Annotated in this window: 24 protein-coding genes and 1 pseudogene; 3 read left to right on the top strand and 22 right to left on the bottom strand. The window is 50.3% G+C overall.

The annotated features are described in order from the left end of the window. The first annotated feature begins 5 nt into the window (after positions 1 to 5). A complete protein-coding gene (locus E1963_RS16810) occupies positions 6 to 3,278 on the top strand; it encodes a DUF5107 domain-containing protein (protein WP_132280509.1) in 3,273 nt (1,090 codons plus the stop codon). A gap of 94 nt (positions 3,279 to 3,372) precedes the next feature. Here the strand turns inward: E1963_RS16810 and E1963_RS16805 are convergent, their stop codons facing one another. The 7 genes from E1963_RS16805 to pdxA form a co-directional block, all read right to left on the bottom strand. Continuing rightward, entirely contained in the window at positions 3,373 to 4,053 is a 681-nt protein-coding gene (locus tag E1963_RS16805; RefSeq protein ID WP_132280507.1) for a DUF4177 domain-containing protein, read from the bottom strand. Positions 4,054 to 4,101: 48 nt separating this feature from the next. Continuing rightward, positions 4,102 to 4,929 (bottom strand): FxLYD domain-containing protein, encoded by an 828-nt coding sequence (locus E1963_RS16800; protein WP_132280505.1) that lies wholly within the window; start codon positions 4,927 to 4,929, stop codon positions 4,102 to 4,104. A 158-nt stretch (positions 4,930 to 5,087) separates the two neighbouring features. After that, positions 5,088 to 5,849 carry a DeoR/GlpR family DNA-binding transcription regulator gene (locus E1963_RS16795; protein WP_132280503.1) on the bottom strand — a complete coding sequence of 254 codons (762 nt, stop codon included), beginning with the start codon at positions 5,847 to 5,849 and terminating at the stop codon, positions 5,088 to 5,090. A 31-nt stretch (positions 5,850 to 5,880) separates the two neighbouring features. Further along, the gene (locus E1963_RS16790) at positions 5,881 to 6,384 is read right to left on the bottom strand and encodes a YcxB family protein (RefSeq protein WP_132280500.1); all 504 of its coding nucleotides are present in this window, start codon (positions 6,382 to 6,384) and stop codon (positions 5,881 to 5,883) included. A gap of 134 nt (positions 6,385 to 6,518) precedes the next feature. Next, complete coding sequence (locus E1963_RS16785; protein ID WP_132280497.1) at positions 6,519 to 7,568, bottom strand: 2-keto-3-deoxygluconate permease; 1,050 nt, start codon at positions 7,566 to 7,568, stop codon at positions 6,519 to 6,521. A gap of 19 nt (positions 7,569 to 7,587) precedes the next feature. Beyond that, a complete protein-coding gene (locus E1963_RS16780) occupies positions 7,588 to 8,934 on the bottom strand; it encodes a four-carbon acid sugar kinase family protein (RefSeq protein ID WP_132280494.1) in 1,347 nt (448 codons plus the stop codon). A 31-nt stretch (positions 8,935 to 8,965) separates the two neighbouring features. Next, positions 8,966 to 9,985, bottom strand: coding sequence for a 4-hydroxythreonine-4-phosphate dehydrogenase PdxA (pdxA, locus tag E1963_RS16775; RefSeq protein WP_132280492.1), 1,020 nt, complete (start codon positions 9,983 to 9,985; stop codon positions 8,966 to 8,968). Between the two features lie 313 nt (positions 9,986 to 10,298). Between pdxA and tpiA the strand changes: the two genes are divergently transcribed. Continuing rightward, positions 10,299 to 11,081: a triose-phosphate isomerase gene (gene tpiA, locus E1963_RS16770; RefSeq protein ID WP_132280489.1), complete on the top strand. Its 783-nt coding sequence runs from the start codon at positions 10,299 to 10,301 to the stop codon at positions 11,079 to 11,081. Between the two features lie 100 nt (positions 11,082 to 11,181). Here the strand turns inward: tpiA and dhaL are convergent, their stop codons facing one another. The 9 genes from dhaL to E1963_RS16725 all read right to left on the bottom strand — a co-directional run bounded on the left by dhaL (position 11,182) and on the right by E1963_RS16725 (position 21,648). Next, the gene (gene dhaL / locus E1963_RS16765) at positions 11,182 to 12,939 is read right to left on the bottom strand and encodes a dihydroxyacetone kinase subunit DhaL (protein ID WP_201272058.1); all 1,758 of its coding nucleotides are present in this window, start codon (positions 12,937 to 12,939) and stop codon (positions 11,182 to 11,184) included. Between the two features lie 65 nt (positions 12,940 to 13,004). Then, the gene (locus E1963_RS16760; RefSeq protein WP_132280484.1) at positions 13,005 to 13,280 is read right to left on the bottom strand and encodes an SGNH/GDSL hydrolase family protein; all 276 of its coding nucleotides are present in this window, start codon (positions 13,278 to 13,280) and stop codon (positions 13,005 to 13,007) included. 84 nt (positions 13,281 to 13,364) lie between these two features. Next, complete coding sequence (locus E1963_RS16755; RefSeq protein ID WP_132280481.1) at positions 13,365 to 14,366, bottom strand: lipoate--protein ligase; 1,002 nt, start codon at positions 14,364 to 14,366, stop codon at positions 13,365 to 13,367. Next, complete coding sequence (locus E1963_RS16750; RefSeq protein ID WP_132280478.1) at positions 14,356 to 15,906, bottom strand: FGGY-family carbohydrate kinase; 1,551 nt, start codon at positions 15,904 to 15,906, stop codon at positions 14,356 to 14,358. The genes E1963_RS16755 and E1963_RS16750 overlap by 11 nt, the downstream gene beginning before the upstream one ends. Before the next feature lie 17 nt (positions 15,907 to 15,923). Beyond that, entirely contained in the window at positions 15,924 to 17,312 is a 1,389-nt protein-coding gene (gene lpdA / locus E1963_RS16745; RefSeq protein WP_132280475.1) for a dihydrolipoyl dehydrogenase, read from the bottom strand. A 17-nt stretch (positions 17,313 to 17,329) separates the two neighbouring features. After that, positions 17,330 to 18,622: a dihydrolipoamide acetyltransferase family protein gene (locus E1963_RS16740; protein WP_132280472.1), complete on the bottom strand. Its 1,293-nt coding sequence runs from the start codon at positions 18,620 to 18,622 to the stop codon at positions 17,330 to 17,332. 14 nt (positions 18,623 to 18,636) lie between these two features. Continuing rightward, a complete protein-coding gene (locus E1963_RS16735) occupies positions 18,637 to 19,551 on the bottom strand; it encodes a class II fructose-bisphosphate aldolase (RefSeq protein ID WP_132280469.1) in 915 nt (304 codons plus the stop codon). Between the two features lie 100 nt (positions 19,552 to 19,651). Next, a complete protein-coding gene (locus tag E1963_RS16730; RefSeq protein ID WP_132280466.1) occupies positions 19,652 to 20,665 on the bottom strand; it encodes an alpha-ketoacid dehydrogenase subunit beta in 1,014 nt (337 codons plus the stop codon). Then, on the bottom strand, positions 20,665 to 21,648 hold the full coding sequence (locus E1963_RS16725) for a thiamine pyrophosphate-dependent dehydrogenase E1 component subunit alpha (protein ID WP_132280463.1): 984 nt from the start codon (positions 21,646 to 21,648) through the stop codon (positions 20,665 to 20,667). Before E1963_RS16725 ends, E1963_RS16730 begins: the two co-directional genes overlap by 1 nt. Before the next feature lie 329 nt (positions 21,649 to 21,977). On the opposite strand from E1963_RS16725, the gene E1963_RS16720 reads away from it, so the two are divergent. Next, positions 21,978 to 22,772 carry a DeoR/GlpR family DNA-binding transcription regulator gene (locus E1963_RS16720; protein ID WP_132280460.1) on the top strand — a complete coding sequence of 265 codons (795 nt, stop codon included), beginning with the start codon at positions 21,978 to 21,980 and terminating at the stop codon, positions 22,770 to 22,772. A 5-nt stretch (positions 22,773 to 22,777) separates the two neighbouring features. Here the strand turns inward: E1963_RS16720 and E1963_RS16715 are convergent, their stop codons facing one another. The 6 genes and pseudogenes from E1963_RS16715 to E1963_RS16690 form a co-directional block, all read right to left on the bottom strand. Beyond that, complete coding sequence (locus E1963_RS16715) at positions 22,778 to 22,972, bottom strand: hypothetical protein (RefSeq protein WP_132280457.1); 195 nt, start codon at positions 22,970 to 22,972, stop codon at positions 22,778 to 22,780. 229 nt (positions 22,973 to 23,201) lie between these two features. Further along, on the bottom strand, positions 23,202 to 23,819 hold the full coding sequence (locus E1963_RS16710; RefSeq protein ID WP_243117781.1) for a recombinase family protein: 618 nt from the start codon (positions 23,817 to 23,819) through the stop codon (positions 23,202 to 23,204). A 179-nt stretch (positions 23,820 to 23,998) separates the two neighbouring features. Beyond that, positions 23,999 to 24,679 carry a histidine phosphatase family protein gene (locus tag E1963_RS16705; RefSeq protein ID WP_167482233.1) on the bottom strand — a complete coding sequence of 227 codons (681 nt, stop codon included), beginning with the start codon at positions 24,677 to 24,679 and terminating at the stop codon, positions 23,999 to 24,001. Between the two features lie 18 nt (positions 24,680 to 24,697). Then, complete coding sequence (locus tag E1963_RS16700; RefSeq protein ID WP_167482232.1) at positions 24,698 to 25,543, bottom strand: trigger factor; 846 nt, start codon at positions 25,541 to 25,543, stop codon at positions 24,698 to 24,700. Positions 25,544 to 25,664: 121 nt separating this feature from the next. After that, positions 25,665 to 26,699, bottom strand: coding sequence for an NAD(P)-dependent alcohol dehydrogenase (locus E1963_RS16695; protein ID WP_243117777.1), 1,035 nt, complete (start codon positions 26,697 to 26,699; stop codon positions 25,665 to 25,667). 47 nt (positions 26,700 to 26,746) lie between these two features. Continuing rightward, positions 26,747 to 27,000 (bottom strand): annotated as a pseudogene (locus E1963_RS16690) (glycerol kinase); the annotation flags it as partial.

Genomic DNA, 27,000 nt, shown 5'->3' with positions numbered 1-27,000 from the left:
TTAAAATGATGTTTGACAAGGTCCACGTGTGGGAAGAGACGGTGACAATTCCCACCTACAAAGTATATCCGGCAGAGAAAAGTCCATTATTTATTGAAAACCGTGCTTACCAGGGAAGTACGGGAAAGGTCTATCCCCTCCCGGTGACGGAAAAGATATCTGATGAAAAGGAGGATGTGGCATACCGGGCCGTCTATCTGGAGAACGACTATCTGCTCGTCATGGTGCTTCCTGAGCTTGGAGGCCGTATCCAGCGTGCACTGGACAAGACGAACAACTATGACTTCGTATATTATAACCATGTGATCAAACCGGCCCTTGTGGGGCTGACCGGACCATGGATATCCGGAGGCATCGAGTTCAACTGGCCGCAGCACCACCGCCCTACTACCTATTCTCCTACAGACTGCCACTGGGAAGAAAATGCCGACGGTTCTTCTACTGTATATGTAAGCGAGATAGACAAGATGTACGGGACAAAGGGAATGGCTTCTTTTACGCTCCGTCCCGGCAAGGCTTATATCGAGATCAAAGGCCGTCTGTTCAACCGGACAGATACGCCTCAGACCTTTCTCTGGTGGGCCAATCCCGCTGTACCTGTGAATGATTATACATACTCTGTATTCCCGCCGGACGTCCATGCCGTCATGGACCATGGCAAGCGTGCGGTGTCCACCTTCCCTGTCGCGACCGGCGAATACTATAAATACGACTATTCTGAGGGAATCGATATCTCTTGCTACCGCAATATAAAGGTTCCTACTTCTTATATGGCAGCACATTCCGACTATGATTTTATCGGAAACTTTGACGAACAGGTGGATGCCGGCCTGCTTCACGTAGCCGACCATCACATATCCCCAGGTAAGAAGCAGTGGACATGGGGCAACAGCGACTTCGGCCAGGCATGGGACCGCAGCCTGACAGAGACCGACGGACCTTATATTGAATTGATGACAGGTGTCTACGCCGACAACCAGCCTGATTTTACCTGGCTGAAGCCATATGAAGAGAAGACATTTACCCAGTATTTCATGCCTTACAAGCATGTGGGACGCGTAAAGAATGCCACAAAAGACGCAGCGGTCAGCATCGACCTTGATAACGGCAAATGCCTGCTCAAAGCCTACACTTCAGGAACCTTTGAAAATGCCGTAGTCTCTGTTAAGAAGGAGGATGAGACTCTTTTTAGCGACAGGGCGGATTTCACGCCGGCACAGTATTATGACGTGGCCTTTGACACAGCTCTTAAAAGTCTCGAAGGGGTAACTGTCACCTTATCTGACGCAGAAGGTTATGAGCTTGTCTCTCATACCCACGAAGTGCAGGAGCTGGAGCCGACGCCGGAGCCGGCGGAACCTCTTCTTCCTCCGGAAGAGCTTAAGACTACGGAGGAGCTATATCTGGGGGCGCTCCATCTCGAACAGTACCGCCACGCCACGCTCGCCCCGGAAGATTATTATGCAGAAGGGCTGAGACGCGATCCGTCTGATATGCGTCTGAACAATGGGTATGGGCTTCTACTGTACAGACGTGGCAGCTTTGCGGCAAGTATCGGTTGCTTTAAGAAGGCGATTGAGAAGCAGACGTGGAAGAACCCGAATCCATACTATGGTGAGAGCTATTTCAACCTCGGCCTGGCACTTGTCATGACCGGCGACGTGCAGGCGGCTTATGATGCTTTCTACAAATCCACATGGAGCTATGAGACACAAGGAGCCGGTTATTACTGGCTGGCCTGCCTCTCCTGCCGCAAGGGCGAGTACCGGCAGGCGCTTGAATTTATCGATAATTCTCTCATCCGAGGCTGGCACAATATGAAAGCCCGTACATTGAAGGCGGCAATCCTTCGTATGCTGTCTGAAGACAATGAGCCGCTGATTGCGGAGAGCCGTTCTATCGACCCGCTGGACATGGGAACACTGTACGAATGTGCGCTGCGACGCAATGACCTTTCCGAGTGGAAGTCCAAGATGCGCGAGCCCGCCCATAACTATCTGGAGCTGGCACTCGATTATATGAAAGCCGGTTTCTATGAAGATGCCTTTGCCATACTGGACTCCTGCGCCGACAGCTCTCCGATGCTTCCTTATTATAAAGGATACATCTATGAGCTGAAGGGAGAGATGGGCGAGGCTGCCAGGATGCATCAGCTCGGCGAAGCTGCCGATTCCAGCTACTGCTTCCCGAACCGCCCTGAGGAAGTGCTTATACTGGAAAGCGCCGTCCGCCTGCTTGAGGATGCACCTTTTGCCCACTATTACCTTGGATGCCTCCTGTATGACAAGAAGCAGTACGAGAAAGCAGTCAGCCATTGGGAATCTGCTGCCGAAAAGGCGCCAGGCTTCGGCATGAACTGGCGGAACCTTGCAATCGCATATTACAACAGGCAGAATGATATTGGGAAAGCACTGGAATGTATGGCGAAAGCATGCTCACTAGATCCTTCCAGCTCCCGCTTCCTTCTGGAATATGACCAGCTTCGGGCAAGGGCCGGGGTATCTGCCGAAGACAGGCTTGCGCTCCTTGGTGCCCACCTTGAGCTTGTGGAATACCGTGACGCACTTTATGTGGAGTATATCACGCTGTTAAACAATACGGGCCAGTACGATAAGGCGCTCGACTGCCTGAACGGCCACAAGTTCCATCCGTGGGAAGGCGGTGAAGGCAAGGTCAGCACCCAGTACCGCTACGCGCTCACGCAGAAGGCGCTTAAGCTTCTGGCAGATGCTTCTTATGACGAGGCAATCTGCCTGCTGGATGCGACGAAAGCATATCCCGAGAATCTAGGAGAAGGGAAACTTCCCAACGTCCAGGATAACATGGCAGACTATTATCTCGGCATGGCTTATAAGGCAAAGGGTGACAGCACGACCGCCCGGTCATACTTCGAGAAAGCGTCCACGGGCCTGGAGGAGCCGTCCAGCGTGCTGTATTATAATGACCAGCCCTCCGACACGATACTCTATCAGGGACTGGCAAACGAGGAGCTTGGCAACAGGGCTGCGGCAAGGAAATGCTATCATCAGCTCCTGGCATTTGGCGAAAAGCATATATTCGACAACGTGACTTATGATTATTTTGCCGTATCGCTTCCAGAAATAGAAGTGTTCCCGGAAAACATCAAAGAACGCAATGATATATACTGCCAGTATCTCATGGCACTTGGTAACATCGGCCTGGAAGAAAAGGAAAAGGCTGCAGAAATTCTACATAAAATACTGGCAACGAAACCAGATTATCAAGGTGCCGTATGCCATCTGCCTCTGGCAGAATAAAAATAGGGGACACCCTAAAACGCGGTTGGGGACGGGGTTTTTTTCAAAAAACCCCGTCCCCAATTCGTTTTAGGGTGTCCCCTCATGTATACCATTATTCCAAGGTCCTATCTTTGATACATCGCTCAAAAATTAATATCATCTGGTCTACTGTAGCATTAGTCCCAATTCCTGCAGCAGACAAAACCATCTTACCCAGTTCATTTGTAACAGCAGTATGAAGACGCCATCCGTCCAACGCATAGACAGCCAAAACATTTTGTATATCTGTCTTTTTGAAAGCACCTGTCAGGGCAGAATCCTGAACAACCTCCACTTTGTACTCGTACAATGGATTTCTTCGGTATTGTTCAAATCTGGTTTTAGCTGCCTTGACATAGTCTTCATTGCTTAAGCCCTTTATATCTGTATAAATATATCCGCAAGTACCACAGATGTCCTCCTGAGGGTCTCTGATTTTACCACATACCGGACACGCCTCCCATCTGGCGTTTTCCTCTTTAAGATTCTGCGCTTCTTGATACTTAAAGTAATCTTCTACATATTCATACCCCGAGTTGCCATTCTCTGCCCTTATCTGTTCCAGTATACTCTGCTTCACGCTGTTGTAGCCAATAGAATCATTCATTTCATCTAACCGCTTTTTGACAGTATTAACAAAGTATCGATGACATTTGGGACAAAGACCTCTGTTTTTATCGTCTTGAAATTCCCTGCTAATGGTTTCCATCAGCCCTAACGTTTTCCCGCACATTGCACATTCATACTTAGCCATAGTTTCTTCCCTTTATATGTATTTTTATTCTACCTGTTGGTTACGAGATTACTCCGTATACTCTCCACTAATCTGGGTGGCAACAAATTCCTTCTCCGTAGTGAATTCAAATTTCACTTTTTGTCCGCTGTTCCAATTACTTACGTTGGCATATGTTGTTTCGAGAATCACATCGTCTTGATCTAAAAGGTTTATATCCAACCCAAAGTAAGAGAAATTCATATCTGTAGTATTCTCCACAACAGCATTATATGTTTTCCATCCATACCCATCATCTTCGGCCAGCGTAAACTCTATTGAACCTATTAATGCCTGCACTTTATCTTCTTTTTCGTTTTCTTCATTAACCTGTTGTGCATTTAGAGTAAACTCTTTTAGTGTATCCTCATATTTATCGGACACTTTAAGTTTATAATCATTTACGAACTCAACAATAATTTGGGTTCTTTTGTTATATGCATCGTACCATAGTTCATCATATTTTTCATAGTTGACAGTTATATAATCACAAGCCTCCTTCTGCTGTTTTAATAAATTTATATATTGAATCGCTTTTTCTTGAAGTTTACTATCTTTGAATTTTTCCGTCTGATATTTTCCTAATATATCTAATTCCGCAGAAACATACTTTTCATATGATTCCTTATGCTCTTCACTCCCCATTTCCGCATTCGCATATTTATCCATAGACTCATACTTATCTGATAAAGCCCATCTTGCTTCTAGCGCCTTTGCTAAATCTTTCATAAACGTTTCATCTGCCGTAGCTTCTTTTTCTTCCTTTTTAGCTGAATTCTCTTCTTTGCCTCCACACCCTATAACAGATGCTGAAACAAGCATTAATAATAAACCAATGACTACTATCCTTTTTCTCATATACTGTTCCTCCCTCAACATTTTATTGTACCTTCATTCTATCATATATTTCTACATTTTCCATTATATTTCTGCATTTTCCACAAGAAAAAACGAAACGAATTGGGGACGGGGTTTTTTTCAAAAAACCCCGTCCCCAATTCGTTTTAGGGTGTCCCTCATGCTATCACAAGTGGTACGTCTAGTTCTTTTGCTATTTTTATGTTCTCTTTTGCTACTTCATCGTCTGTAATTATCAGGTGTACGTCTGTAATCGGGCAGATTATGGACAGGTAGCCGCCGCCGAACTTGCTGCTGTCCGCAAGTACGTATACTTCTTTTGCCGCTTTGAGGATCGCATGCTTCACCTGCATCTGCGGCGTGGCTATAGAAGTAAGCCCCACCTCAAAATTGATGCCGTGGACTCCGATAAATGCCTTGTCCACATGAAAGCTGCGCATGTTCTCCAGCGCCGCATCGCCCATGGTGGCAGCGAGATGCCCTCCCACATGGCCGCCTACCATATAGAGTTCGACATGCTTTGCGCCCGCCAGCTCATTGCCCACAAGGAGGGAATTGGTGACGACAGCTACGCGCTTTTCGGGGTGGTTTTTAATATGGACCGCGAGATAAAAGCTGCTGGATGCGTCATCAATGATTATCGTGTCCCTGTCTTCGATATACTCATATGCACAGGCCGCAATCTTCTTTTTCCTGTCTGTATGCCGGTATATGCTTTCAGCCGAGTATTTACGCACCGGACTTTCCTCCCGCTTTATCGCACCCCCGTGAACCCTCTGCAGCAGACCTTCCATATCCATATTCTTGATATCGTTCCGAATCGTCACCTCTGAACAGCCCAGTTCTCTGCTCAGATCTGCAACCCGAACCCTTCCTCTTTCGTCCAGTTCTCTCAGTATCGTACGCCTGCGTTCTTCCATTCTACTACCCTCTGTCTCTATTATTGATTCTCTATCTCAGCCTTACCTTCTGTGGATCGATATGTTGTGCTATCATCTTCATGACAGCCACGAAGCGGCTGCCGAAGGCCTGCTTCGGAATGATAAATGCGTGGTCTTTTCCATAATATATCCCGATTGTCTTGGGAGTCGTCGCCACACGCTCAATCTGTTCCCAGGCCACCTCTTCTGCTTTATCTCCGCGCACGACAGTTATCCCATGCCCGTTAAGTGTATATTCCCATTCTGTCTGGTATTCCTCGTTAAGTTCCATCTGCTTTTTAGCCCTGTACTTCAGCTGTAATGGAGTAAACGCGATAAATGCAACGGCAGCGGCAAGATAAAACACGAGATGCGCCGGCTTTATCCTTCCCGTGGCCAGCAGGATAATCCCCATGATTCCAACGGCCGCCCCCAGGACATTCGTCAGAAAACCGGAAAACTTAGAGTATGTATGGTATAAAAGAAAATCAAACAATGCTTCTTTTGTCATCTGAACCGACAGTTTCTCTTCCATGATTGTGCTCCTTATAATAAAGTCCTCTCATATATTACGAAATCATTGTAACATATTAGAGGACTTTTTTCACTTTCCTGTAATGAATTATGTATACTTATTGAACATTAGCAGTTCAATATGGTGCGATTAATTTACATTTCTGCCGGCGCCGCTTCGCCCGTGACCTTGTAGTGTGCCCATCCTTCCGGTGAGTAGATACCCTTCTGCTTCTTCTGCATCATCTTGTCAAAGAATGCCACGATGAACGGGCAGAGGAACAATGTGATGATGGAAGCTGTGGCGCATTGTGCGGTAGCCATCTCTGTGTACTGGGCCATAGATGGGTCGGCCTCGGCTACAGCGGCCGGTGTCATCGCTGAGTTGAGCGCTGTCGTACCTACAGCAGCTCCCATGGCGTTTCTTTCCTTCTTCGGAAGCAGCAGGTTGAACAGGAAGAAGAATACTACTGCGAGTACTGCTGATATGAGTCCGAGCACGATACCTGCCGCACCTGCTGTCACGATGGTCTTGACATCCGTCTTGGCGCCGATGGAAATCGTCATGAAGAAGGTTACGATCGGCTGTGCGGTTGCACATGCTTTACGGAATCCTGCATCCAGGTTGCCCCAGATAAATCCAATCAGAATCGGCACCAGCGTGGCAATCAGAGAGTTGATCGGGATAGAGGCAAGCCCTGTAGCTCCAAGTGCAACCAGCGTAAAGAACGGTCCGTCGTTCAGTGACAGGATAGAGATCGCACCCGTATCTGTAGCATTACCAAACTGTGAGGACAGGGATATGTACAGGGAACCGTTGGAGTTGGTAATAGCCGCAATCATGACGAACGGCGTAATGCCGAGGAATCCGTCCGGTCCGCAGATTCTTCCGACGAGGAGCCCGAACAGCACACCAAGCATGAACTTCAAGCCGGTAAGCGTAACGCCCTTGTATAAAGGCATACCTACCTGTTTAATATTGATGGTGGAACCGCATACGATGAGGAAAAATCCCATCATCGCTGAATTCCCTTCATAGAATAATGCCGTTACATAACCACCTATTTGAAAAGCCTGCGGCACAAATGTCGCGATTAGCACTGCAATTACAAGCGGTATGATTACAAGCCCGCCCGGCAGCTTTTTCATCTTGTTCAAAAGGTCAAGATCTTTCGTCTTTTTTACTTCTGTTTTCTGTTCTCCCATTTTCTCACTTCCTCCATAATTATTGTTTTCTTGCTGATTCACGGAACAGCCGGCTTACAATGTCACAAGCCGTATTGTCGTTGCCTGTCAGACCACCTTTGCCTACCACCGGCAGTCCGTCGTAGCTTCCCACAAGACGGCCAACGTCCGTCTGCGGTATTACATAATCCATTACTTCTATACACTCGACACCAAGCTGGTAACATACGTTGACCATCGTATCACCGCCTGTTGTGTAAAGTCCCGCTATCTTTTCTCTTCCAATCTGCTCGAGCACCTGTGAAATAATCGTGCCTAAGCCGGCATTAATTCTGTCAGCGCTCATACCGCCGGCATAATGCCTCTTGTTATCTTCTTCATCCAGGTTCAGCAATTCGCCGTGCAGGGCAGTCTCAAAGAGAATTGCTCTTGGCTGGCTGTCAGATTCGAGCAGTTCCACTGCTTTATGTACCGCCTTGAACGCCTCATCCATGGCAGCATCCCCACCTTCGATAAGAGGAATCGGATCTACGCTGATACGGACATGGCGGTCATCTTCACAGAGCACTTCCATCTGCCTCTTCGTGACAGGTGTCGCACTGCCTGCAGCAATGAGCACCGTCTTTCCTGCTTCATCTGCCTCCGGCGGAACATTCGGCTCTTCCGTGCCAATCAACCCTCGGTGATAGGCAAGCTTTGACGTGAACGGTCCCGGATCTACGGATACTACGTTCCAACGAAGTTCGATACAGGCTTTTGCTATCTCCTCTACATCCTCCAAGGTAATCGCATCTACTACGATAACGCTGCATCCTGCGCTGCGCTCTGCTTCCAGCGCTTCTCTGACAGTGTCCGCCCCCTTCAGGACCTTGTCGAGAGCCACGAGCCCCACCTGACGTTTCGTCTGCGAGGAGAGCAGCCTCGGTATATAGTTCTCCTTGACCGGAGTACGCACATCCTGCGCAACCGGAGTATTGATAAGTGCCACGCCGTCGATAACAGAATAGCCGCCCACCAATATCCTTCTTGACTGTGGCATTGCAGGTACGACTACCGCCACGGCATCTTCGCCGACCATATCCAGCATCGCGTCTACTTCGATTCCCACGCCGCCGCGAAGTGTCGTATCGATACGTTTGGTAAAGTGTCTGACGCCCATCCGCTTCAGCGCCTGTGTCGCAGACTTTACCTTTTCGTAAGCTTCATTTGCCGGAAGTGCCCTGCTGTTGCTGCTGATCAGCACTGCGTCCAGTGCATCCAGCCCTTCTGCTTTTTCCGCCGCTTCCTCATTAAAAAATACCGCCGTCCTCGCTTTTGACCTTGCCAGCAGCACGCCTGTCGTGGTGGCTCCTGTCAAATCATCCGCTACTGCACCGATTAAAGGCATCTTTATCCCTCTCTTTCTATATCACAGTCTCTTAGTTCTCTTCTCTTTCATGCTGTTTCGCAGCATATTCGGCAACTACCTTTGTAGATTCGATAAGGCTTATGGAGCCGGCGATGCCTTTTCCCGCGATATCAAAGGCTGTCCCGTGATCTACAGAGCCTCTGATAAACGGAAGGCCAAATGTAAGCGTTACAGATTTTTCAAAATCCAGCGTCTTGCAGGCGATGTGGCCCTGGTCATGATATAGAGAAAGGATTGCATCATATTTCCCCGACTTGCCGATGTGGAATACAGAATCTGCCGGGCAGGGTCCCACTGCATTGATGCCTCTTTCCTTCGCCGCTTCTACTGCCGGTCCGATATCTGTCAGCTCCTCTGTTCCGAACAGGCCGTTGTCTCCATTGTGGGGATTCAGGCCCGCCACTGCGATATGCGGATGCTCGATTCCGACCTTGCGCAGTTCTTTATCTATATTAATTACATTGTCTAATATAACGTCCTTGGTTGCATAATGGCATGCGTCTACAAGAGACATATGGCGGCTGACAAAGAATACTCTCAGCTTATGGCAGGAGAACATGGTCAGTGCATACGGTGAATTGGTAACATTCTGATATATCTCCGTATGTCCGGGCTCTTTCACTCCGACAAGCTTGATTGCCCCTTTGTGGATCGGCGAGGTAGAGACAGCGTCGATCTTCTTATCCATTCCTAATTCAATGGATCTCATAATCCAGTCAATTGCCATCTGTCCGGCAAGCTTCTGTTCTTTTCCCCATTCGATGGAGTCCGTGTCATAGTCTCCTGTCTCCATAATATCTACGGTACCATATTCATGTTTTGCCTCTGAAGGTTCCGTTATAAGATTATACTTCAGCTCCTTGCCAAGCACCTTAGCCGCCCGTTCCATGATTGCCTTGCTTCCGATTACAAATGGCTTGCAGCACTCATGGATTTCCTTATCCAATATCGTGCCAACTACTATCTCCGGGCCGATACCTGCAGGGTCTCCCATGGTAATCGCTGTCACTGGTCTGAATTTCTCGCTCATCTTCTCTCCATCCTTTCGTTTGCTTTCGTTTATGTTTCTGTTTTTGTTTTCGTTTTTCTTTATTTGTAGTTTCATTTTATATGTGTTCCTTTCATTATGCAACCGTTTTTTGTAATTTCAGTACATTTACATATTTCTATTATTCTTGTTTTGTGCATTTTAACCTGTTTATTTATCGCTTTCTTTCGTTTTATTTCGTTTTTTCGTTTTGTTAATATTTTCACGGTTTTGAAGTTGCGTTTTGACAGCTTATCATATATAATAGATTCAGATTAAAACAGAAACAATATCAGATTACCATAAGGAGGCAGTCATGCAGAAAAAATTGTATTTTGGAAGTAACCTGAAGATGTACAAGAACATACACGACACCGTGGAATACCTTCAGAATCTCGTGGAGTACACGAGGGATCTAAGCCGCGATGAAATCGAGCTTTTTATCATACCTTCCTACACCACGCTGGAGAGCGCAGCGAAACATGTAGACCGTACATATGTAAAGATCGGGGCGCAGAACATGTGTTGGGAGGATGAAGGGCAGTTTACCGGAGAAATCTCACCTCTCATGCTGAAGGAAATCGGGATTGACCTTGTCATGATTGGACATTCCGAGAGAAGGCACGTATTCGGAGAGACCGACATTGAAGAAAACAAGAAGGTAAAGGCAGCGCTCAATCATGGCTTTACGACTTTGCTCTGTATCGGAGAGACGGCAGAAGAAAAGAACTACGGCATCAGCCCCGAGGTTCTCCGCACACAGCTCAAAATCGGTTTCCACGACATACCGGTATCACAGATTCCGAATATCTGGGTGGCATATGAACCAGTGTGGTCCATCGGCGTAAACGGAACTCCGGCTACTGCAGACTATGCAGAAGAGATGCACAAAGTCATCAAGCAGACATTGCTGGACATCTTCGGAGATGCCGGGGCGGACATCCCTGTGCTCTACGGCGGGAGCGTCAATCCGGGCAACGCCAGCGAGCTCATCGTACAGCCGTCCGTCGACGGGCTGTTCACCGGAAGGGCTGCATGGCAGGCAGATAAATTCGACAAGTTAATCCGCGATGCAAAAACAGCCTTTGAATCTAAGTAAAAGGGACACCCTGAAACGAATCGGGGACGGGGGAAAATGAATTTTCCCCCGTCCCCGATTCGTTTTCCCCTGTCCCTAATTTATTTTGGGGTGTCCCTCTTTATCCTTCTACAAATTCTCGCATTCCCTGGAAGATGAGCCATACGGAGGTGGCTCCTGCATCCTGGTATCCGATGGCCCGTTCCATGAGCGACTTGGCACGGCCGAACTTGGCTGTATAGTTCTTCGTATCCTCGACGCCCTGCCTTGCAGCTTCTTCTGCTGCCCTCAGCATTTCGAGCAGGCCCTTTGCGCTGTTGGCCTCCATGGCGTCTACGGCGGGCGACAGGGCGTCTACCATCGTCTTGTCCCCGACTTCTGCTTTGCCGCGCTCCTGGATTGCCGCCAGGCTCTTCCGCTCCATCCCGGCCAGATCTTCCGGGGTGATAGATGCTTTTGGCTCTGCGCCTTTCGCCCCTGCCAGGTACAGGCTTCCGAAGATGACGCCGGAGGCGCCGCCCATGGACATGAGCATCGCCTTTCCCGCTGCCTCGAATATGGCGTAGGCGTTCTCTTCGCCTTCCATCTTAAGCAGCTTCTCCTTTGCCTTCTTCATGCCGCCGGCCATCCCGATGCCGTGGTCGCCGTCACCGATAGCGCTGTCAATCTCAGTCAGATAGGGCTTCTTGGCGATCACTTTGTCCGCTATGTAGATGAGCATCTCCCTTGCATCCTCCGCCGTCAGTTCCATGAGCGTCCCTTCCCTCTTTCTGGACACGTACGGCTCCGCCAGATCTTGTGCGGCAGCCGATGCCGCTTCTGCTCCACGTGCTTCCTTATCCGCCTCTTCTTCCGTAACCGGCACATAAGAGCCGCCTGTCAGCTCCCCTTTGGCGTAATATGGGCACCAGCACGGCATGTCGTAATATTTCTTCAGTTCCTCATCCAGCTGAAACAGGGTGATGGAGAATCCGCCCATCTCCTGGCTCGTACAATAATTGTTCAGATCTGCATCGTATACCTTGACGCCGTCCCTGTCCAGAAGCTCCTTCACCTTGCGGAACACGATTGCAAGTTCCGTTATCGTCGTGGAGCCAAGCCCGTTCACAAGCACGCACACCTCATCGCCTTCTGCCAGGCCCGTGTCCTCTTTGATCTGGTCATACATCTTCTCGGCGAGAACGTCTGCCGGCTGCCATTTGGTCCGTAGAACGCCACGCTCCCCGTGCAGCCCCATTCCATACTCGATCTCATCCTCTCCAAGTTCAAATATCGGCTTATCCACACCCGGCAGCTGCGCCGGGGCAGTCGCCACGCCTATCGTATTCGTATGGTCCCTCGCCTTTTCCGCTACCCTTGTCACTTCTTCCAGATCAAGGCCGGCGTCGCATGCCGCTCCAGCCGTCTTGACGACATACACATCACCGGCAATCCCACGCCGGTCCGATATCCTGTCCCTGGGCGCGCTCGCCACATCGTCCCACACACGCACATGGGCTGTCCTGATCCCGTCGTCGTTCAGGAATTCTTCCCCCATGTCAAAGTTCAGGTTATCCCCGGCATAGCAGCCATATACGAAGAGCACGCCCCTGCCGTTATCGACAGCTTTTGCCGTCTCATATACCGTATTCGGGTCCGGGGACGCAAATATGTTGCCGCAGGCGGCCGCATCTGCAAGCCCTTTCCCGACAAATCCCGAGAACATAGGCTCATGTCCGCTGCCCCCGCCGATGACAAGGGCCACCTTGTCTTTTCTCCTCTGTTTTAATATGACCCCGTTCACTTCCGGATGTTTCCTGTAATATCTGCTGTAAGCACTGATATAACCTTCCATCATCTCCTGCACTACATTGTCCTCATCATTGATTATCTTTCTCATCACTCAACCTCGCTTTTCGTCCATTATATCATGTTTAATAAATAATAGGAATTATCCTTTGATTATTAAGTAGATTTAGTAATGTGCTCTACCCATCGCGCAGCCATCCGCCTGTGCCCCTCTTCTGCGGGATGGATGCCGTCCAGATAAAATGCATCCATCCCGCCGGAATCGGCAGGAACGCATTCCCAGAAGTCAACGACAGGTATACGGAAGCTCTCGCCAAATCGCAGCAGCCACTCCCGATAATTTCCAAGCTGCCTCTTGACATTTTCTCCAGATGCAAATGCTGTCCATTCTTTTGCAAGCCCCGGCTCATATACAGGAAGAGGGACACCCACAAAGGGGCGGATGCCCTCTTTACGCCGTACCCATATGTAAGACTGTCACCTAAGCAAACAATTCTCATGTACTTCCTCTCTGCATCATTCCGGGGCACAGCAGATGCACGCCGCAACTTCATCCGCCCCGATGGTTCCAAAGTAATCCCTTATCCGGAACTCCCGGAGCACTTCCAGCACCTCTCCGTACCGGTACCTGCATCCCGTCAGCCCATCCGCCACCTCCGAAGCCGGCCTCAAAGCCATGAAGTCCCCGTACATCAGGCATTCCTCTATCCTGCCCTCCCGCACGTTCATATACACTTCCACCGTGCCGCCGTCATACTTTTTATAGTTATGAATCGCGCAGTTTATCGGCTGTCCGTAATTCCACTCCCACGTCTCATATTTATCCCGTTTCAGCTTCTCTATCCTGACAAGCTCATCCTCCGTCAGGGCAAGCGCCTCATAACCGGCATCTTCAAGCAGCTTGCAGGCAAGACGCTCCTTCAGCACCTCGATCGTAACCTCTCCGGGCATGTAATCCTTAATATTGCCGACACGGCTCTTTACGGACTTGACCGCTTTGGAATTGAACTTCTCGCTTCTTACATGCAGGCTTTTTGAAACGGCAGACAGATCCGAGTCAAAGAGCAGGCATCCATGGTGGAGTATCCGGTTCTTATAGATTCTCTGCGCGGTCCCGGATACTTTCTTCCCTTCTATCATGATATCATTTCGGCCGCTGAACATAGCCATGGCCCCCAGTTCCCTCAGCACTTCGACGACAGGTCCGGTAAAATATCTCATCTCATCCCGGTCATCCTCCCCCCTGTCCGCGATAACGGAATAGTTCAGATTGCCCAGGTCATGGTACACCGTTCCGCCTCCGGTCGTCCTGCGGACGACCCGGATACCGTGTTCTGTTACATATTGCTGGTTGACCTCCTCCATGGCGTTCTGGTGCCTGCCGACTATGATAGCATTATCATTCTGCCAGAGCATGACGATGGCACCCTCCATATGATGTGTCAGGAGATATTCCTCCAGCGCAAGGTTATAATAGGGATTGGTACAATTATTTACAACAAGGTAATTATTCTTCATACTTTTTCGCCACCCGGTATAAATCCGTAAAATCTTCCTTCAGATGCGCATACAGGTTCCTGTATATATCAAAATACTCCATATAGCGCTCATGTGCCTCCTGGTCTGGTTCCATATAATCGATGTAGTTGACTTTATCCTTGGCAATCCCAAAGTCTTCAAATACCCCTACAGATACTCCCGCAAGAATGGCATCCCCATAAGGCGCCCCGACACGGTTCTCCACAAATGCCGTCGGCACGTTGAATACATCCGTGATGATCCTTCTCCACAGCTTGCTCTTTGCCCCGCCTTCATTCAGGATGATTGGCGCATTAGCCTTGACCCCTTTCTCCAGCATAAGCCTGTAGTTGTCATACAGCGCATATGCCACCCCTTCCATCATAGCACGTATGAGATGCCCCTTCGTGTGATGGAGCGACAGGCCAAATACCGTCCCTCTCGCATAGGCGTTCCAGAGCACCGTACGTTCACCCATAAGGTAGGGGAGCACGATAAGCCCCTTGCTGCCGGCTGGCACTTTTTCTGCCTCTTTATTCATAATATCATAGACATCCATATCTGACATCATCTGTGCGGTGGCATGCTCCATCTGGCAGAAATTGTCCCTGATATATCTGAGCACCTGGCCCCCTGTCAGCACGACGGCGATGGAGATGAAGTCGTTGCAGGAGTTCGTCGTATAGGCGTCGTTGCATACAAGGTCGATAAACTCTCTGCTGTCATTCACCACGCCCATGACACCGCATGTGCCGAGGTTGATCTGTACATCGCCCGGCGTAATGGCACCGCCGCCTACAAAACCCGCATTGCAGTCTACCTGTCCGGCGCAGACCGGTATGCCTGCAGAAAGCCCAAGCTCCTCTGCGGCCTCCTCCGTCACCGTCCCGACAATATGCTCGCACGGATACAGGTCCGGCATAAGCGCGATATCGATGCCGAGCTTATCCATCAGCTCCCTGTTGAACTCTTTCTTCCTGATATCATACGCCACACCCCAGAAGCCCCCGTGGGAATAGCTCATGGCAGCCTTCCCCGTCATGCGGAGCCTTACGAAGCCGTCAATGGTCAATGTCTTCCAGATCTTCTTGTAATCCTCCGGACGGTTGTTCTTCTCCCACATGATATTTACCATGGTCGGATAGTCTTCAATCCGATTGCCGTTGATTCGGAATATCTCGTCCACCCCTACATGTTCCCTCAGCCACTCTACCTCTTTCACCGCCCGCCTGTCCATGAGGTTATAGGCACGGTTGACCGGACGGCCGTCCCTATCCACCATGACGAGGCACGGCTGCGCCGAAGATATGCCGATGCCCTTGATATCCTCCGGCGCTACCCCCGCCTTCTTCATGCAGTCCTTTATCGTCTCACACGCCAGCGTCCAGTAGAGTTCGGCATCATGTTCAGACCATGATGGCTTGTCTACATAGATGGGATATTCCTGAAAGGAATACGCAAGCACATCTGCGTGTCCGTCAATAATACATGCCTTGCCCCCTCCGGTACCATAGTCAAGGCCTATCATATATGTTCCCATGTAATTCTACCTCCTTATCATACCGCTTTGTGCACGCTCTTCCCAAAGCAGTCGAGTGCCGCTTCTTTGATCATCTCGGACAGCGACGGATGTGCCACGACCATCCTCTCCCACTCTTCTAGCGTCATCTTGTCCCTGACCGCCGCAGAAGCAAATGCAATCATCTCCGGGGCATTTTCACCGACGATATGTACGCCGAGCGTCGTCTCTCTCTCCTTGTCCATCACTACACGTACCAGGCCGTCCGCCCCTTCCGCCAGAGCCATCCCGTTCGCACTGTAGGCAAATTCCCCCGTAACCGCTGCTATCCCCATCTCTTCTGCCTTAACGGCGCTGATCCCTACTGCTGCAAACGCAGGCATCGTATAGATGCATCTCGGCATGATGCTCAGATCCACGGCTTCACTCCTGCCCATGATATTCCTGACCGCCGCCTCTCCTTCCGCATATGCCGCGTGGGCAAGCTGGTATCCTCCCACAGCATCGCCGATGGCATAGATATGCGGCACGCTCGTCTCCATGTATGCATCAACCTGTATCTCACCTCTTGGCGTAAGTGAAATTCCGGCTGCTTCGGTGTCAATCCCGTTCAGGTTCGGCTTCCTTCCGGTGGCCATGAGCACCACGTCCGCTTCCGCCACGCCGGATTGAGCCCCCTCATAGCAGACGCGCAGTCCGGTTTTCGACTTCTCTACCTTCTGCACCTTCATCCCGCAGAAAATATGTATCCCGCGCTTTTTAAGCGCGCGGGCCATATATGCCACAGCCTTCCTGTCTTCTGCCGGGAACAGTTCCGGCAGAACCTCGAGCACTGTCACTTCAGACCCGAGGGAGCAATATGCGCTCGCCAGCTCCATGCCGATGACCCCGCCGCCGATGACCGCCAGACGCCCCGGTACTTTTTCAAGCTCCAGCACCTGGGTGCTCGTCATCGCATGTTCCGCGCCCTCAATCGGTATAAAAGAAGGAACGGAACCAGTGGCAATCAAGATGTCCTTCCCTCTGTATCGGATGCCGTCACACTCCACTTCCCCGGGGCCTGCCAGCGCTGCATAGGCATGCACCACCCTCACTTTGTTAGCTTCCAGCAGATACTCCACACCGGATACGAGCTTATGTACTACTTCGTTCCTGCCTTCCTGTATCTTCCTGAAGCTGAACAGTCCACATTCCCTGAATATCTTCTGATCCACAAGCGACCGCACCTTTTCCATAGCCGCCGCCTTGTCAAGCAGATACTTGGTCGGTATGCAGCCCACATTCAGGCATGTACCGCCTATGCGGCCTCCTTCAAACAAGAGCACGGACAAGCCTTCCTTTGCCGCGGTTATGGCGGCCAGATAGCCGCCCGGCCCGCCGCCGATTACAATCAGGTCATAGTCCTCTCTCATGGTATCGCATTCCATTTTTTACGCCTCCTTACCTACAGCAGAGCCATTGCCGGGTCTTCTATCACTGCTTTCAGTTCCGTCAGGAACCGGGCTCCGTATGCTCCATCTACCACCCGGTGGTCAAAACTTCCCGTTAGGGTCATCACCGGAACCGCCACCCACTGTCCGTCCATAAGAACCGGCTTATCGTGCACGGTACCTGCTGCCAGAATACACACTTCAGGCGGGTTGATGATAGCGTCGAACTGTACCACAGGATACATGCCTAGGTTGGACAGCGTAATCGTCCCCCCGGACATATCTTCAGGCGCCAGCTTTCCTTCCCGTGCCAGGCTGATGTTGGACTTGTTCGCCTCCGCTATCTCTGTGATGGTCTTTTCATTCACCCCTTCCACTACCGGGACGACAAGCCCTCCCTCCAGAGAGACAGCCAGCCCGATATTCACATGCTTATGCAGCAGGATGGCATCCTCCGTATAGGATGCATTTACATACGGATATTTCCGGACTGCCGCGTCGATACATTTGAACAAAATGTCGTTGTATGATATTTTAAATTCCGTTTTATTGCTGTTGACCTTCGTACGGAAGGCAATGCACGGCTCCATATCGACTTCCACCGATGCCCGGAATACGGGTATGTTCCGGGAACTCTCCAGCATCCTGCGGGCAATCGTCCTGCGCATGGAGGTGAGCGGAATTTCTGTAACGGAAGCTTTTTCATGTATCGTCTCCACCGTCCCGGATATATCCATACACGGTGCCTCATCGATATATTTCTGCACATCTTCACGTTTCAGGTTATGTTTCCCAAAGCAGGCTGCCACATCACGGAGGGAAACCCCATGTTCGCTCGCAAGCAGTTTTGCATTTGGCATCGCCCTGATATGATCCATATCCATCTTGCCGCATACCGATTCTAACCTTTCCTTCTCCGGTGCACACGCAAAGCGGACCGGCTGCGACTTGTCTATCGGCTGATATTCTTCCTCTTCCTTCCCGGCCGGGACATGTACTGCTGCCATGGCCGCTTCCAATCCGGCGGAGCTTCTGCCGCCAAGCCTTTCTTCCGCCTCCGGCCTGTCACTCTCATCCCCGATGAGGGCTATCACCTCTCCGGCCGCCGCCTGATCCCCTTCTTCTGCCAGGATGGCAAGCACGGTGCCCATCGTAAAGCTTTCTACCGAGAGGGTGGCTTTGTCCGTCTCAACGGTGAGCAGCTCGTCTCCCCGTTTGACCTTATCACCTGTTTTTACCAGCCAGGCGCCTATGGTGGACATGTCCGTCGTCTGACCGCCTGCCGGCATCGTAATCTCTTTTATCATAATCTTCCCCTGCCTTAGAATGCTTTGTTCTCTCCGTTCAGCGCACGAATCTTCTCTTCCACATATGCCATGACCGCCTCCTGCTCCTTTACGATCATGTCTTTTCCGGCGCCTCTTCCGAGGATATCGTTGGGATCCATCTGATCCACGTCATGTCCTGCCATATACGCTTTCACCGCATCGATGGCGGCACGTTTCATACCCGTGCCAAAGTTCACCTTTGCAACGCCCATGGATGCAGCTTTGGACAGATCTTCATGGGCGATGCTCGTTCCGCCATGGAGCACGAGCGGAATGTCGATTGCTCTGGCAAGCGTCTGAAGCGCATCGTAATCAATCGTAACGTTTCCGTCCTCCTTCAGATGACAGTTTCCAACCGCTACAGCCACTGCGTCTATTCCCGTCTCCCGGACAAACCGGCAGCACACCTCCGGGTCGGTGTCCTCCCCTTCATGAAGCTCTCCCGTGGCCGAGTTGAAAAGCGGCAGTTCGCCCACTTCACCTTCTACCGCCACGCCATATGCATGTGCCTTATTCACGATTCTCTTCTGAATCTCGGTCAGTTCCTGAAGGGGCAGCGCGTCAGAGGCAAATACGGGGGCGAACATGACCATGTCGAATCCGATTTCCGCAGCCCTGATTACCATGTCCTCGTCATCGGACTCATTCAGAAGCAGTGCCACCGGAACCCCTGCCTCTTCCGCTATCTGGGACAGCATGGCATAGTATACGTCAAGGCTTTCTCTGTAGCGCCTCTTGGCCTCCCCGATGTAGGTTCCGCATACGCCTATCATGACAGGTGATTTGACATGTTCGGCCGCCCTAACCATGGCAAGCGTAGACTGCAGGTCCCAGCTCTCGAAATATCCGACTGCATAGTTATGTTCCTGGGCGTGCTTAAGTAGTTCGTTTGCTGCTATTCTGCTCATAATTTCATTCTCCTTTATGAATACTATATTATGTCCGTTAAAATGATACCGAGGTAAAAGGTCCCCGGCATCTTAAAATGCGATAAGTGCAACGGCACGCTCATGCCTTGACCAATTCCCGGGCCGCATCTGCAATGCGCCTGGTATCCGGGATCACGAAGTTCTCCATCGGAGATGCAAATGGCACCGGCGTATCGTATGCCGCCACAATCTTTATGGGCGCATCCAGGTCATAGATATGGTTCTCAGCGATATAAGCTGCCACCTGCGCCCCCCATCCGTTATTCTTGTGGTCCTCATGGACAATCAGAAGCCTGCCCGTCTTCTTAAGTGACGCTGCCACCGTCTCATAGTCGAACGGCACGAGCGACCTCGGATCGATCACCTCGCAGCTGATCCCTTCTTCCTCCAGTTTCCTGGCAGCCTCCTGTGCCCGGTAGCTCATAAGCAGGTTAGCGACTATCGTCACATCCTTGCCTTCTCTTCGCACGGCCGCCTTGCCGAATTCTATCGCATAGTCCTCCTCCGGTACTTCTCCGGACGTCTTAATCGCATCTTTTTCTTTTCTCGTTCCTCCGTACAGCAGCTTATGCTCAAATACCAGTACCGGATTGTCATCCCGGATTGCCTGCTTCATCATGCCTTTCGCATCGTACGGCGTGGACGGGCATATTACTTTCAGCCCCGGCACATGTGTAAAGTAGCTCTCCAGGCTCTGTGCATGCTGCGCGCCTCTGTTCGTGGCCCCGCAGGGCGCCCTCATTACCATCGGCACATGGACCGTACCGCCGGACATATAGCACATCTTTGCCGCCTGGTTCACAAGCTGGTCCATCATGCAGAAAAGGAAATCACCATACTGGAGGTCTGCCACCGGGCGCATGCCCGTAATTCCGGCTCCCACGCATACGCCTGATATAAGTATCTCGGCGATGGGCGTGTTGATGACCCGCTCCGGCCCGAATTCTTCCATAAGCCCTTTCGTAACGGTGAACGCTCCACCCATCCCTCCCTCTATATCTACGTCTTCCCCAAGGCAGAAGACGGTGTCGTCTCTTCTCATCTCTTCCTGAATCGCCTGTTTTAAGGCATCCGCTATGGACATCTCGGCCATTATGCATTTCCTCCTTCCCAGTATACATCCCGAAGCGCTGATTCTGGTTCGGGATCCCTGCTGTTCTTGGCATATTCCACTTCTGCTTCTATCTCTGCCTCTATTCCTTCTTCTATCCGGACCAGCTTTTCCTCACCGATAATATTCTCCTCCAGCAGGCGTTTCCTGAAAGAACGCACCGGGTCTCTGAAGAACCATTCCTTCTCTTCCTCTTCCGGACGGTAGCCGCAGGCATCGTTTCTGGAATGTCCGCCGATGCGGTAAGTCTTCAGTTCCAGAATCGTCGGCCCCTCTCCTCTTCTCGCCCGTCCTATCGCCCGAGAAGCCGCTTCGTTCACGGCCAGCACATCGTTGCCGTCCACGACTTCGGACGGGATCCCATAGGCCGCCCCTCTGTCCGCCGCCACGTTCTTAAGATTACACGTCAGCTTAATAGACGTCGTCGCAGAATAAAGGTTATTCTCACACACATAGACTACCGGCAGCTTCCATACCGCCGCCGCATTGAGCGCTTCATGGAAGGCGCCCTCATTGCTTGCCCCGTCTCCGAAAAAGCAGACCGCCACATGGCCCGTCTTTCTCATCTTGCACCGGAGCGCCACTCCTGCGGCTATCGGCAGGTTCCCTCCTACGATGGCATTGGCCGTGACTGCTCCGACAGATATGTCTCCCGTGTGCATGGCGCCGCCTTTTCCTTTGCAGCACCCTTCCGCCTTGCCGAACATCTCACACATCATGGAACGTAAGCTCACTCCTTTGGCAAGATCATGTCCTGCCGGCCTGTGTGTCGTCAATATGTAATCTTCTTTCCTCAGGTCATATATCATCCCCACCGCACAGGCTTCCTGTCCGTGGGACTGGTGAATCGTTCCCGGCATGATTCCTTCCAGGAACAGATAATATATCGTTTCCTCGTACTGGCGTATCAGGTACATATCCTTATACATACCGACCGCCCGTTCTCTCTCAGGCATTTTCAGCATAACGCACTCTCCTTGTTTTTTAAGATTCTAAATTCATCATATCGGGGCCAGAGGCATCTGGCTCCCTGACACCTGCGAATCGCTCCGCACTATGTGCACCCGCAATTCTAAAAACATTCAAAATCCGCCCGGGCCGGTCTGCTTTCCTATTCATTATATTTTTAAAAAGTGACTTAATCAACAGTTGAGCCCCCTCATAATGTTCGAATCAAAACATAATAGGCTTATTATTGTTCGTTTATAAACGCTTCGGTATTCTGCACTGGTTGTAATACGGAAAAATATGATATAGAATAAACATAGACGTCAATCTTGAAAGGAGCCTCAAAATGAAAAAGGAACGCCATGCCCGGATTATTGAATTGCTGGAAAACCATATGGTATGTACTCCGAAAGAACTGTCGGAAGAGCTCGCCTGCAGCGAGATGACGATACGAAGAGATCTGAATGAATTGGAAGAGATGAACCTCGTACGGAGAAAACACGGATGTGCATTTCTCGTAAAGGCTGCCAAGCCGAATTATTTCCTCGAGCAGATAGATGAACAGCAATACGAAAAAGAAGCCATAGCGAAAGCCGCCCTGCAGTTTGTACATCCGTACAGCGTCATATGCATCGACTCCGGGACTACGGCCCACACCGTATCCCGTTTTCTGCCGGACAACATCCCCCTGTCAGTCATCACTTCTAATCTGATGACTGCCGTAGAACTGTCAGAAAAGGAAAATATACAGACTTATGTCATTGGGGGAATGCTGTATCACAGGACGAAATCCATCATGACAGAATCGCCGGAACTTCTGACACAGCATCCCGCAGATGTGGCGTTCATATCCGCCCGGGCGTTCCGCATTCCGGGAGGAGCGTTTGAACATACCTACCCTCTTGTGGCGACGAAAAAAGCCCTCGTGTCCATCGCTCGGAAAACCGTGCTCCTCATCGACCACACGAAAGCAGAGCACGTATCCCTGTGCAATTCTATCCCGCTGAACCAGATTGATGCAATCATTACAGACAACAAGACGTCAACCGAGATATTAAAAAAAGCAGTCGGCCTCAAGAAAGAAGTAATCGTCGTCAATCCCGAGACCGCTGCCATCGAACATCACTATAATAAAATGTAAGCCAGTCATATTTGGTTTGCAGAACCGCCGGATACTTTCCCGCCCGTGCCCTTCCTCTTCTCCAGCCGGTCCAGAGCATCATAAAGGCTGGATTCCTTCCAGCCTGCTTCGCGGAATACATTCTGAAGTATTTCGTCGGCCGTAGCGATATCCAGTTCCGGCTCCTTCGTTATCTCTCTGTGATCTGGCACCTGCGTCATGGCCGCCGCTCCTTCCCATATCTTTCACATGCCTATGATCGGCTGTTTTGAAGACGTCTCAAGCCGATACAGTGCACGGACTAAAAACCAGACTTTTTGGTCCGGCTTTTTTTTGGTCTTTTATGTTTGATACTCCCTTAGTCTTTGTATTTTAATTATTATATCAGCACCTGTACAAAAAGTCTACCTTTCAAACCATATTTTATCATATTAATCCAAATTATCCAGTTCATTTCCTTTCGTCATCTGCTATCGAAGCGTATGATATCCAGCGGCTGAACGTGCTGTGAGACGTATTCAGCATCCGCGCCGCCTGCCGTTTGCTGATCAGATTATTTCTCCACATCTCTGCTATTTCCGGAAAATTGTCAGGAATCTTCCTTCTCGGTCGGCCGAATCTGATACCTTTGGACTTTGCTTCCCTGATTCCTTCCATCTGTCTCTGGTATGTATTTTCCCTTTCAACCTGCGCCACATAAGAAAGAATCTGGAGGACAAGATCTGATATAAATTTGCCTGTTATTCCATTCACCTTCTTTCTCGTATCAAGCAGCGGGAAGTCAAGAACAATGATATCTACATCTTTTATTTTGGTAAGGAAACGCCATTGTTCTATTATTTCATCATAATCCCTTCCAAGTCTGTCGATGGATTTTACATATAGCTCATCTTCAGGTTTGAGCCTCTTAACAAGCTTTTTATACTGTGGACGGTTAAAATCTTTGCCCGACATCTTGTCTATATAAATCTTATCTTTTACTATTCCGGCGGCCGTCAATGCAGACATCTGCCGGTCAATATTCTGGTCTTTTGTTGACACCCTGACATAACCATACTTTTGCAATATTTCGCGCCCTCCTTTTCATGCTGTCTGGCATATATTATCTCACGCCTGCCAGCCGGAGGAAATTATTTCCATATATTGGCAATTATCCATGCAGATACCCAATTGACGCCAGGCTTGTTCATGCACAGAGGAGGACAGCAGGCAGAACGGCTATCCGTTCTGCCTGCTGTTCTTATATTTCATTCATCTGATTCTTGACCTGGGCGGTGTCTCCCTGCCACGAGTGCGCTGCCCTTTTTATCCTCTTCGGGAACGAAGCTGTCATCACTCCAGGATATTATCTCAACTTTATCATCGTCAGACACTTCCACGATAGTAAGCGCAGCGTTTCCTATGGGCTTTACATCCCATATCTCACTGATCTGCCTGCCTTCAAAATGCATCAGAAGAAGCGTCAGGCAGATCATGTGGGATGTTATGAGGATGGTCCTGCCCCTGTTGCTGCCTACGATTCTCCAGAATGCCTCGATTATGCGGTCTGACACTTCCTGAAACGTGTCGCCGCCTTCTATTACAATCTTTTCAGGGTGCTTTCTCCACAGGGCCATCTGGCCCGGATATCTTTCTTCTACTTCTCTGCCGTCGAGCCCTTCCCACTTGCCGCAGCAGATTTCCCGAAGCCCTTCGTCCGTCAGTATGGGAAGTGTCCGGCTGCCCCGTATGATTTCTCCTGTCTCAAGGGCACGCCTCATAGGGCTTGTATAGATGACGTCTATCTGTTCGTCTTTCAAAGCTTCCTTCGCATATCCGGCCTGCCTTCTTCCTTTTTCATTTAACGGAATATCTACACTTCCGAGAAACTTGCAGTGTACATTCCATTCGGTCTCTCCATGGCGCACCATGATTACTTTTGTCTTCATAAGTTCCATCGTCTCTTTCTATTGGGCTGTAGCTTTTCCATCCTCATTTGCCTTCGTCTCTGCTTCGGCCGTCTCATCTTCCCTATCTTCCGCCGTCGTCTCTTCCGATGCTTCTACAAGCTTACAGCGGTCAGCAATCCAGGATTTCACATTATCCTGCGTTACGAGAAGGCGCATCTCTTCTTCAGATACTGCTTCCAGAAGGAGATCCGTATTGGCGAATTTGTATTCTTTGGCGTATTCTTCCAGTGCCTTCTGGAACTCTTCTTCATTTGGCTTCAGCCCGTATCTGTCAGCTATGACATCTGCTGCAAGCTCCTGCTTTACAGATGCCTTTGCCGCCTTGTCCAGCTCTTTGTCTGTCATTCCAAGCGCTTCCATATATGCGTCGTATTCCATCCCCGCTTCTTTTGCATACGCTTCATACTGACCTTCCAGATGCTTCTTCACCTCTTTGATGCGGTCTTTCGGATAGCTCTTGACTTCCGTTTTATCGATCACCTGCTCCCAGGCCCTCGTCTCTATTTTCTCCCGGGCAGCGTCTTCTTTTGCCGCATCTATCTGTCTGCGGAGGTCTGCTCTGTACTCTTTTACTGTCTCTGCCGTATCCGAAAGCGTCTCCTTTACAATCTCATCCGTAATCTGCGTGTCTTCCGGAAGGTCATGCTGTGCCACATACCCTTCCATCATCCTTGCTACCACCTTATCTATCTCTTCCTCCGTCGTCTCTGTAACTTCCGCTTTTTCGACTTCGATCCCTTTGTATTCATTTACGGTTACATATTCATCCGACAGTTTATCCGAGCAGCCTGCAAGTGATGCTGCAGCTATAAATGCTGCCAATAGCACTGCTGTTTTTTTCATAATGTCTACTCCTGTTTTTCCCAAAATGTGAATGGGGACAGACTCCTCCATGCAAAAAAGAGACTGCCCCCGTATAAAGAATGAGCGAATTCTCTCCCTTTATACCGTTCTTATGTACAGTTTACACAAACTTGACGACTGATTTTATTACCTCATCCTTGTGGTTCAGGCTGTATTCGATGGCCTCGATACAATCCTTGAAATCAAAATCATGGGATACGATATCCTTTACCGGAATCGCCCCTGATGAAACAGCGGCAATTGCTTTGGGCCACAAGTTTCTATAGCGGTATACGGAATAGACGACACCTTCCATCGCATTCAGCGTCGCGATGTCCAGCTCCAGGACCGGCTCCGGCGAAACGCCTACGAGTGTCACTTTTCCGGCACGTTTGATCAGCCTGCACGACTGGAGCGTCGTGACGCGGTTGCCCGCGCACTCATATACCTGGTCCGCACCGCCGCCCGGTAACGTCTTGGCAAATTCTTCGATGCTCTCTCTTGTGCTGTTGAATACTCTTGTCGCTCCGACTTCCATGGCCTTCTCGAGCCGTTTGTCCATCACATCCGCCACATAGATCTCGCTGACTCCACGGGCTTTCAGGCTCATGACCGTGCACAGTCCGATGCAGCCGCTTCCAAGGACGATGGCCGCCTCGCCGATTCTGGCGTCTGACAGTTCTGTGGCGTGCATACCGACTGCAAGGGGCTCTATCATAGCTCCTTCCAGAGTTGACATATTCTCAGGCAGCTTGTAGCACATGCTGGCGTCATGTGTACAGTATTCCGCATTCACACCGTCCCGCTCTCCCGGAATGGCAAGCATTTTTATATTCTGGCACAGGTTATAATTGCCTTTGCGGCAGTCTTCGCATTTTCCACATGGCACTGCCGGCTCGATCGACACTTTGTCACCGACTTCAAATCCCTCCACTCCTTCTCCAATTCCGGTAATCACACCGCCCGGTTCATGTCCGAGGGCTAGCGGGCCGTCTAACGCCCAGTTCGCAAGCTGCCCCTCCTGATAGAAATGAAGGTCAGAGCCGCACACGCCTACATATTCAAGCTTGATCTGAAGCTCTCCCTTTCCCGGCTGCGGTACGTCGCGCTCTACCCATTCCAGCTTTTGCTTTCCTGTCAAAACACATACTTTCATTTTTCCTTCCATTGCTGTCTACCTCTTTTCTTGGTTTATTAAGTGTCTTACCTCGTTAATATAGTTCCGACTGCTGATTTCCAGCCCTGGTACTTTCTATCCCTCACTGCGCTGTCCATACGCGGCTCATATTTTACCCGTTTCAATCTGTCAAAGATGCTTTCATCCCACACGCCGAGGGCAAGCCCTGCCGCGTACGCCGGGCCGATGCCCGACAGCTCCTCCGAATCCGGCACCTGTACCGCCGCCTCTGCGATGTCGCTCTGGAACTGCATCAGGTACCGGTTCCTCGTCGGCCCTC

The organism is Extibacter muris (assembly GCF_004345005.1).
Classification (GTDB): domain Bacteria; phylum Bacillota; class Clostridia; order Lachnospirales; family Lachnospiraceae; genus Extibacter; species Extibacter muris.
This window is presented reverse-complemented; position numbering and strand designations above follow the sequence as displayed.

Coding starts and splice junctions, on each gene's coding strand:
- E1963_RS16810 (WP_132280509.1), top strand. CDS start 6: ATGATGTTTGACAAGGTCCACGTGTGGGAAGAGACGGTGACAATTCCC.
- E1963_RS16805 (WP_132280507.1), bottom strand. CDS start 4,053: ATGGCTAAGTATGAATGTGCAATGTGCGGGAAAACGTTAGGGCTGATG.
- E1963_RS16800 (WP_132280505.1), bottom strand. CDS start 4,929: ATGAGAAAAAGGATAGTAGTCATTGGTTTATTATTAATGCTTGTTTCA.
- E1963_RS16795 (WP_132280503.1), bottom strand. CDS start 5,849: ATGGAAGAACGCAGGCGTACGATACTGAGAGAACTGGACGAAAGAGGA.
- E1963_RS16790 (WP_132280500.1), bottom strand. CDS start 6,384: ATGGAAGAGAAACTGTCGGTTCAGATGACAAAAGAAGCATTGTTTGAT.
- E1963_RS16785 (WP_132280497.1), bottom strand. CDS start 7,568: ATGGGAGAACAGAAAACAGAAGTAAAAAAGACGAAAGATCTTGACCTT.
- E1963_RS16780 (WP_132280494.1), bottom strand. CDS start 8,934: ATGCCTTTAATCGGTGCAGTAGCGGATGATTTGACAGGAGCCACCACG.
- pdxA (WP_132280492.1), bottom strand. CDS start 9,985: ATGAGCGAGAAATTCAGACCAGTGACAGCGATTACCATGGGAGACCCT.
- tpiA (WP_132280489.1), top strand. CDS start 10,299: ATGCAGAAAAAATTGTATTTTGGAAGTAACCTGAAGATGTACAAGAAC.
- dhaL (WP_201272058.1), bottom strand. CDS start 12,939: ATGAGAAAGATAATCAATGATGAGGACAATGTAGTGCAGGAGATGATG.
- E1963_RS16755 (WP_132280481.1), bottom strand. CDS start 14,366: ATGAAGAATAATTACCTTGTTGTAAATAATTGTACCAATCCCTATTAT.
- E1963_RS16750 (WP_132280478.1), bottom strand. CDS start 15,906: ATGGGAACATATATGATAGGCCTTGACTATGGTACCGGAGGGGGCAAG.
- lpdA (WP_132280475.1), bottom strand. CDS start 17,312: ATGGAATGCGATACCATGAGAGAGGACTATGACCTGATTGTAATCGGC.
- E1963_RS16740 (WP_132280472.1), bottom strand. CDS start 18,622: ATGATAAAAGAGATTACGATGCCGGCAGGCGGTCAGACGACGGACATG.
- E1963_RS16735 (WP_132280469.1), bottom strand. CDS start 19,551: ATGAGCAGAATAGCAGCAAACGAACTACTTAAGCACGCCCAGGAACAT.
- E1963_RS16730 (WP_132280466.1), bottom strand. CDS start 20,665: ATGGCCGAGATGTCCATAGCGGATGCCTTAAAACAGGCGATTCAGGAA.
- E1963_RS16725 (WP_132280463.1), bottom strand. CDS start 21,648: ATGCTGAAAATGCCTGAGAGAGAACGGGCGGTCGGTATGTATAAGGAT.
- E1963_RS16720 (WP_132280460.1), top strand. CDS start 21,978: ATGAAAAAGGAACGCCATGCCCGGATTATTGAATTGCTGGAAAACCAT.
- E1963_RS16715 (WP_132280457.1), bottom strand. CDS start 22,972: ATGACGCAGGTGCCAGATCACAGAGAGATAACGAAGGAGCCGGAACTG.
- E1963_RS16705 (WP_167482233.1), bottom strand. CDS start 24,679: ATGAAGACAAAAGTAATCATGGTGCGCCATGGAGAGACCGAATGGAAT.
- E1963_RS16700 (WP_167482232.1), bottom strand. CDS start 25,543: ATGAAAAAAACAGCAGTGCTATTGGCAGCATTTATAGCTGCAGCATCA.
- E1963_RS16695 (WP_243117777.1), bottom strand. CDS start 26,699: ATGAAAGTATGTGTTTTGACAGGAAAGCAAAAGCTGGAATGGGTAGAG.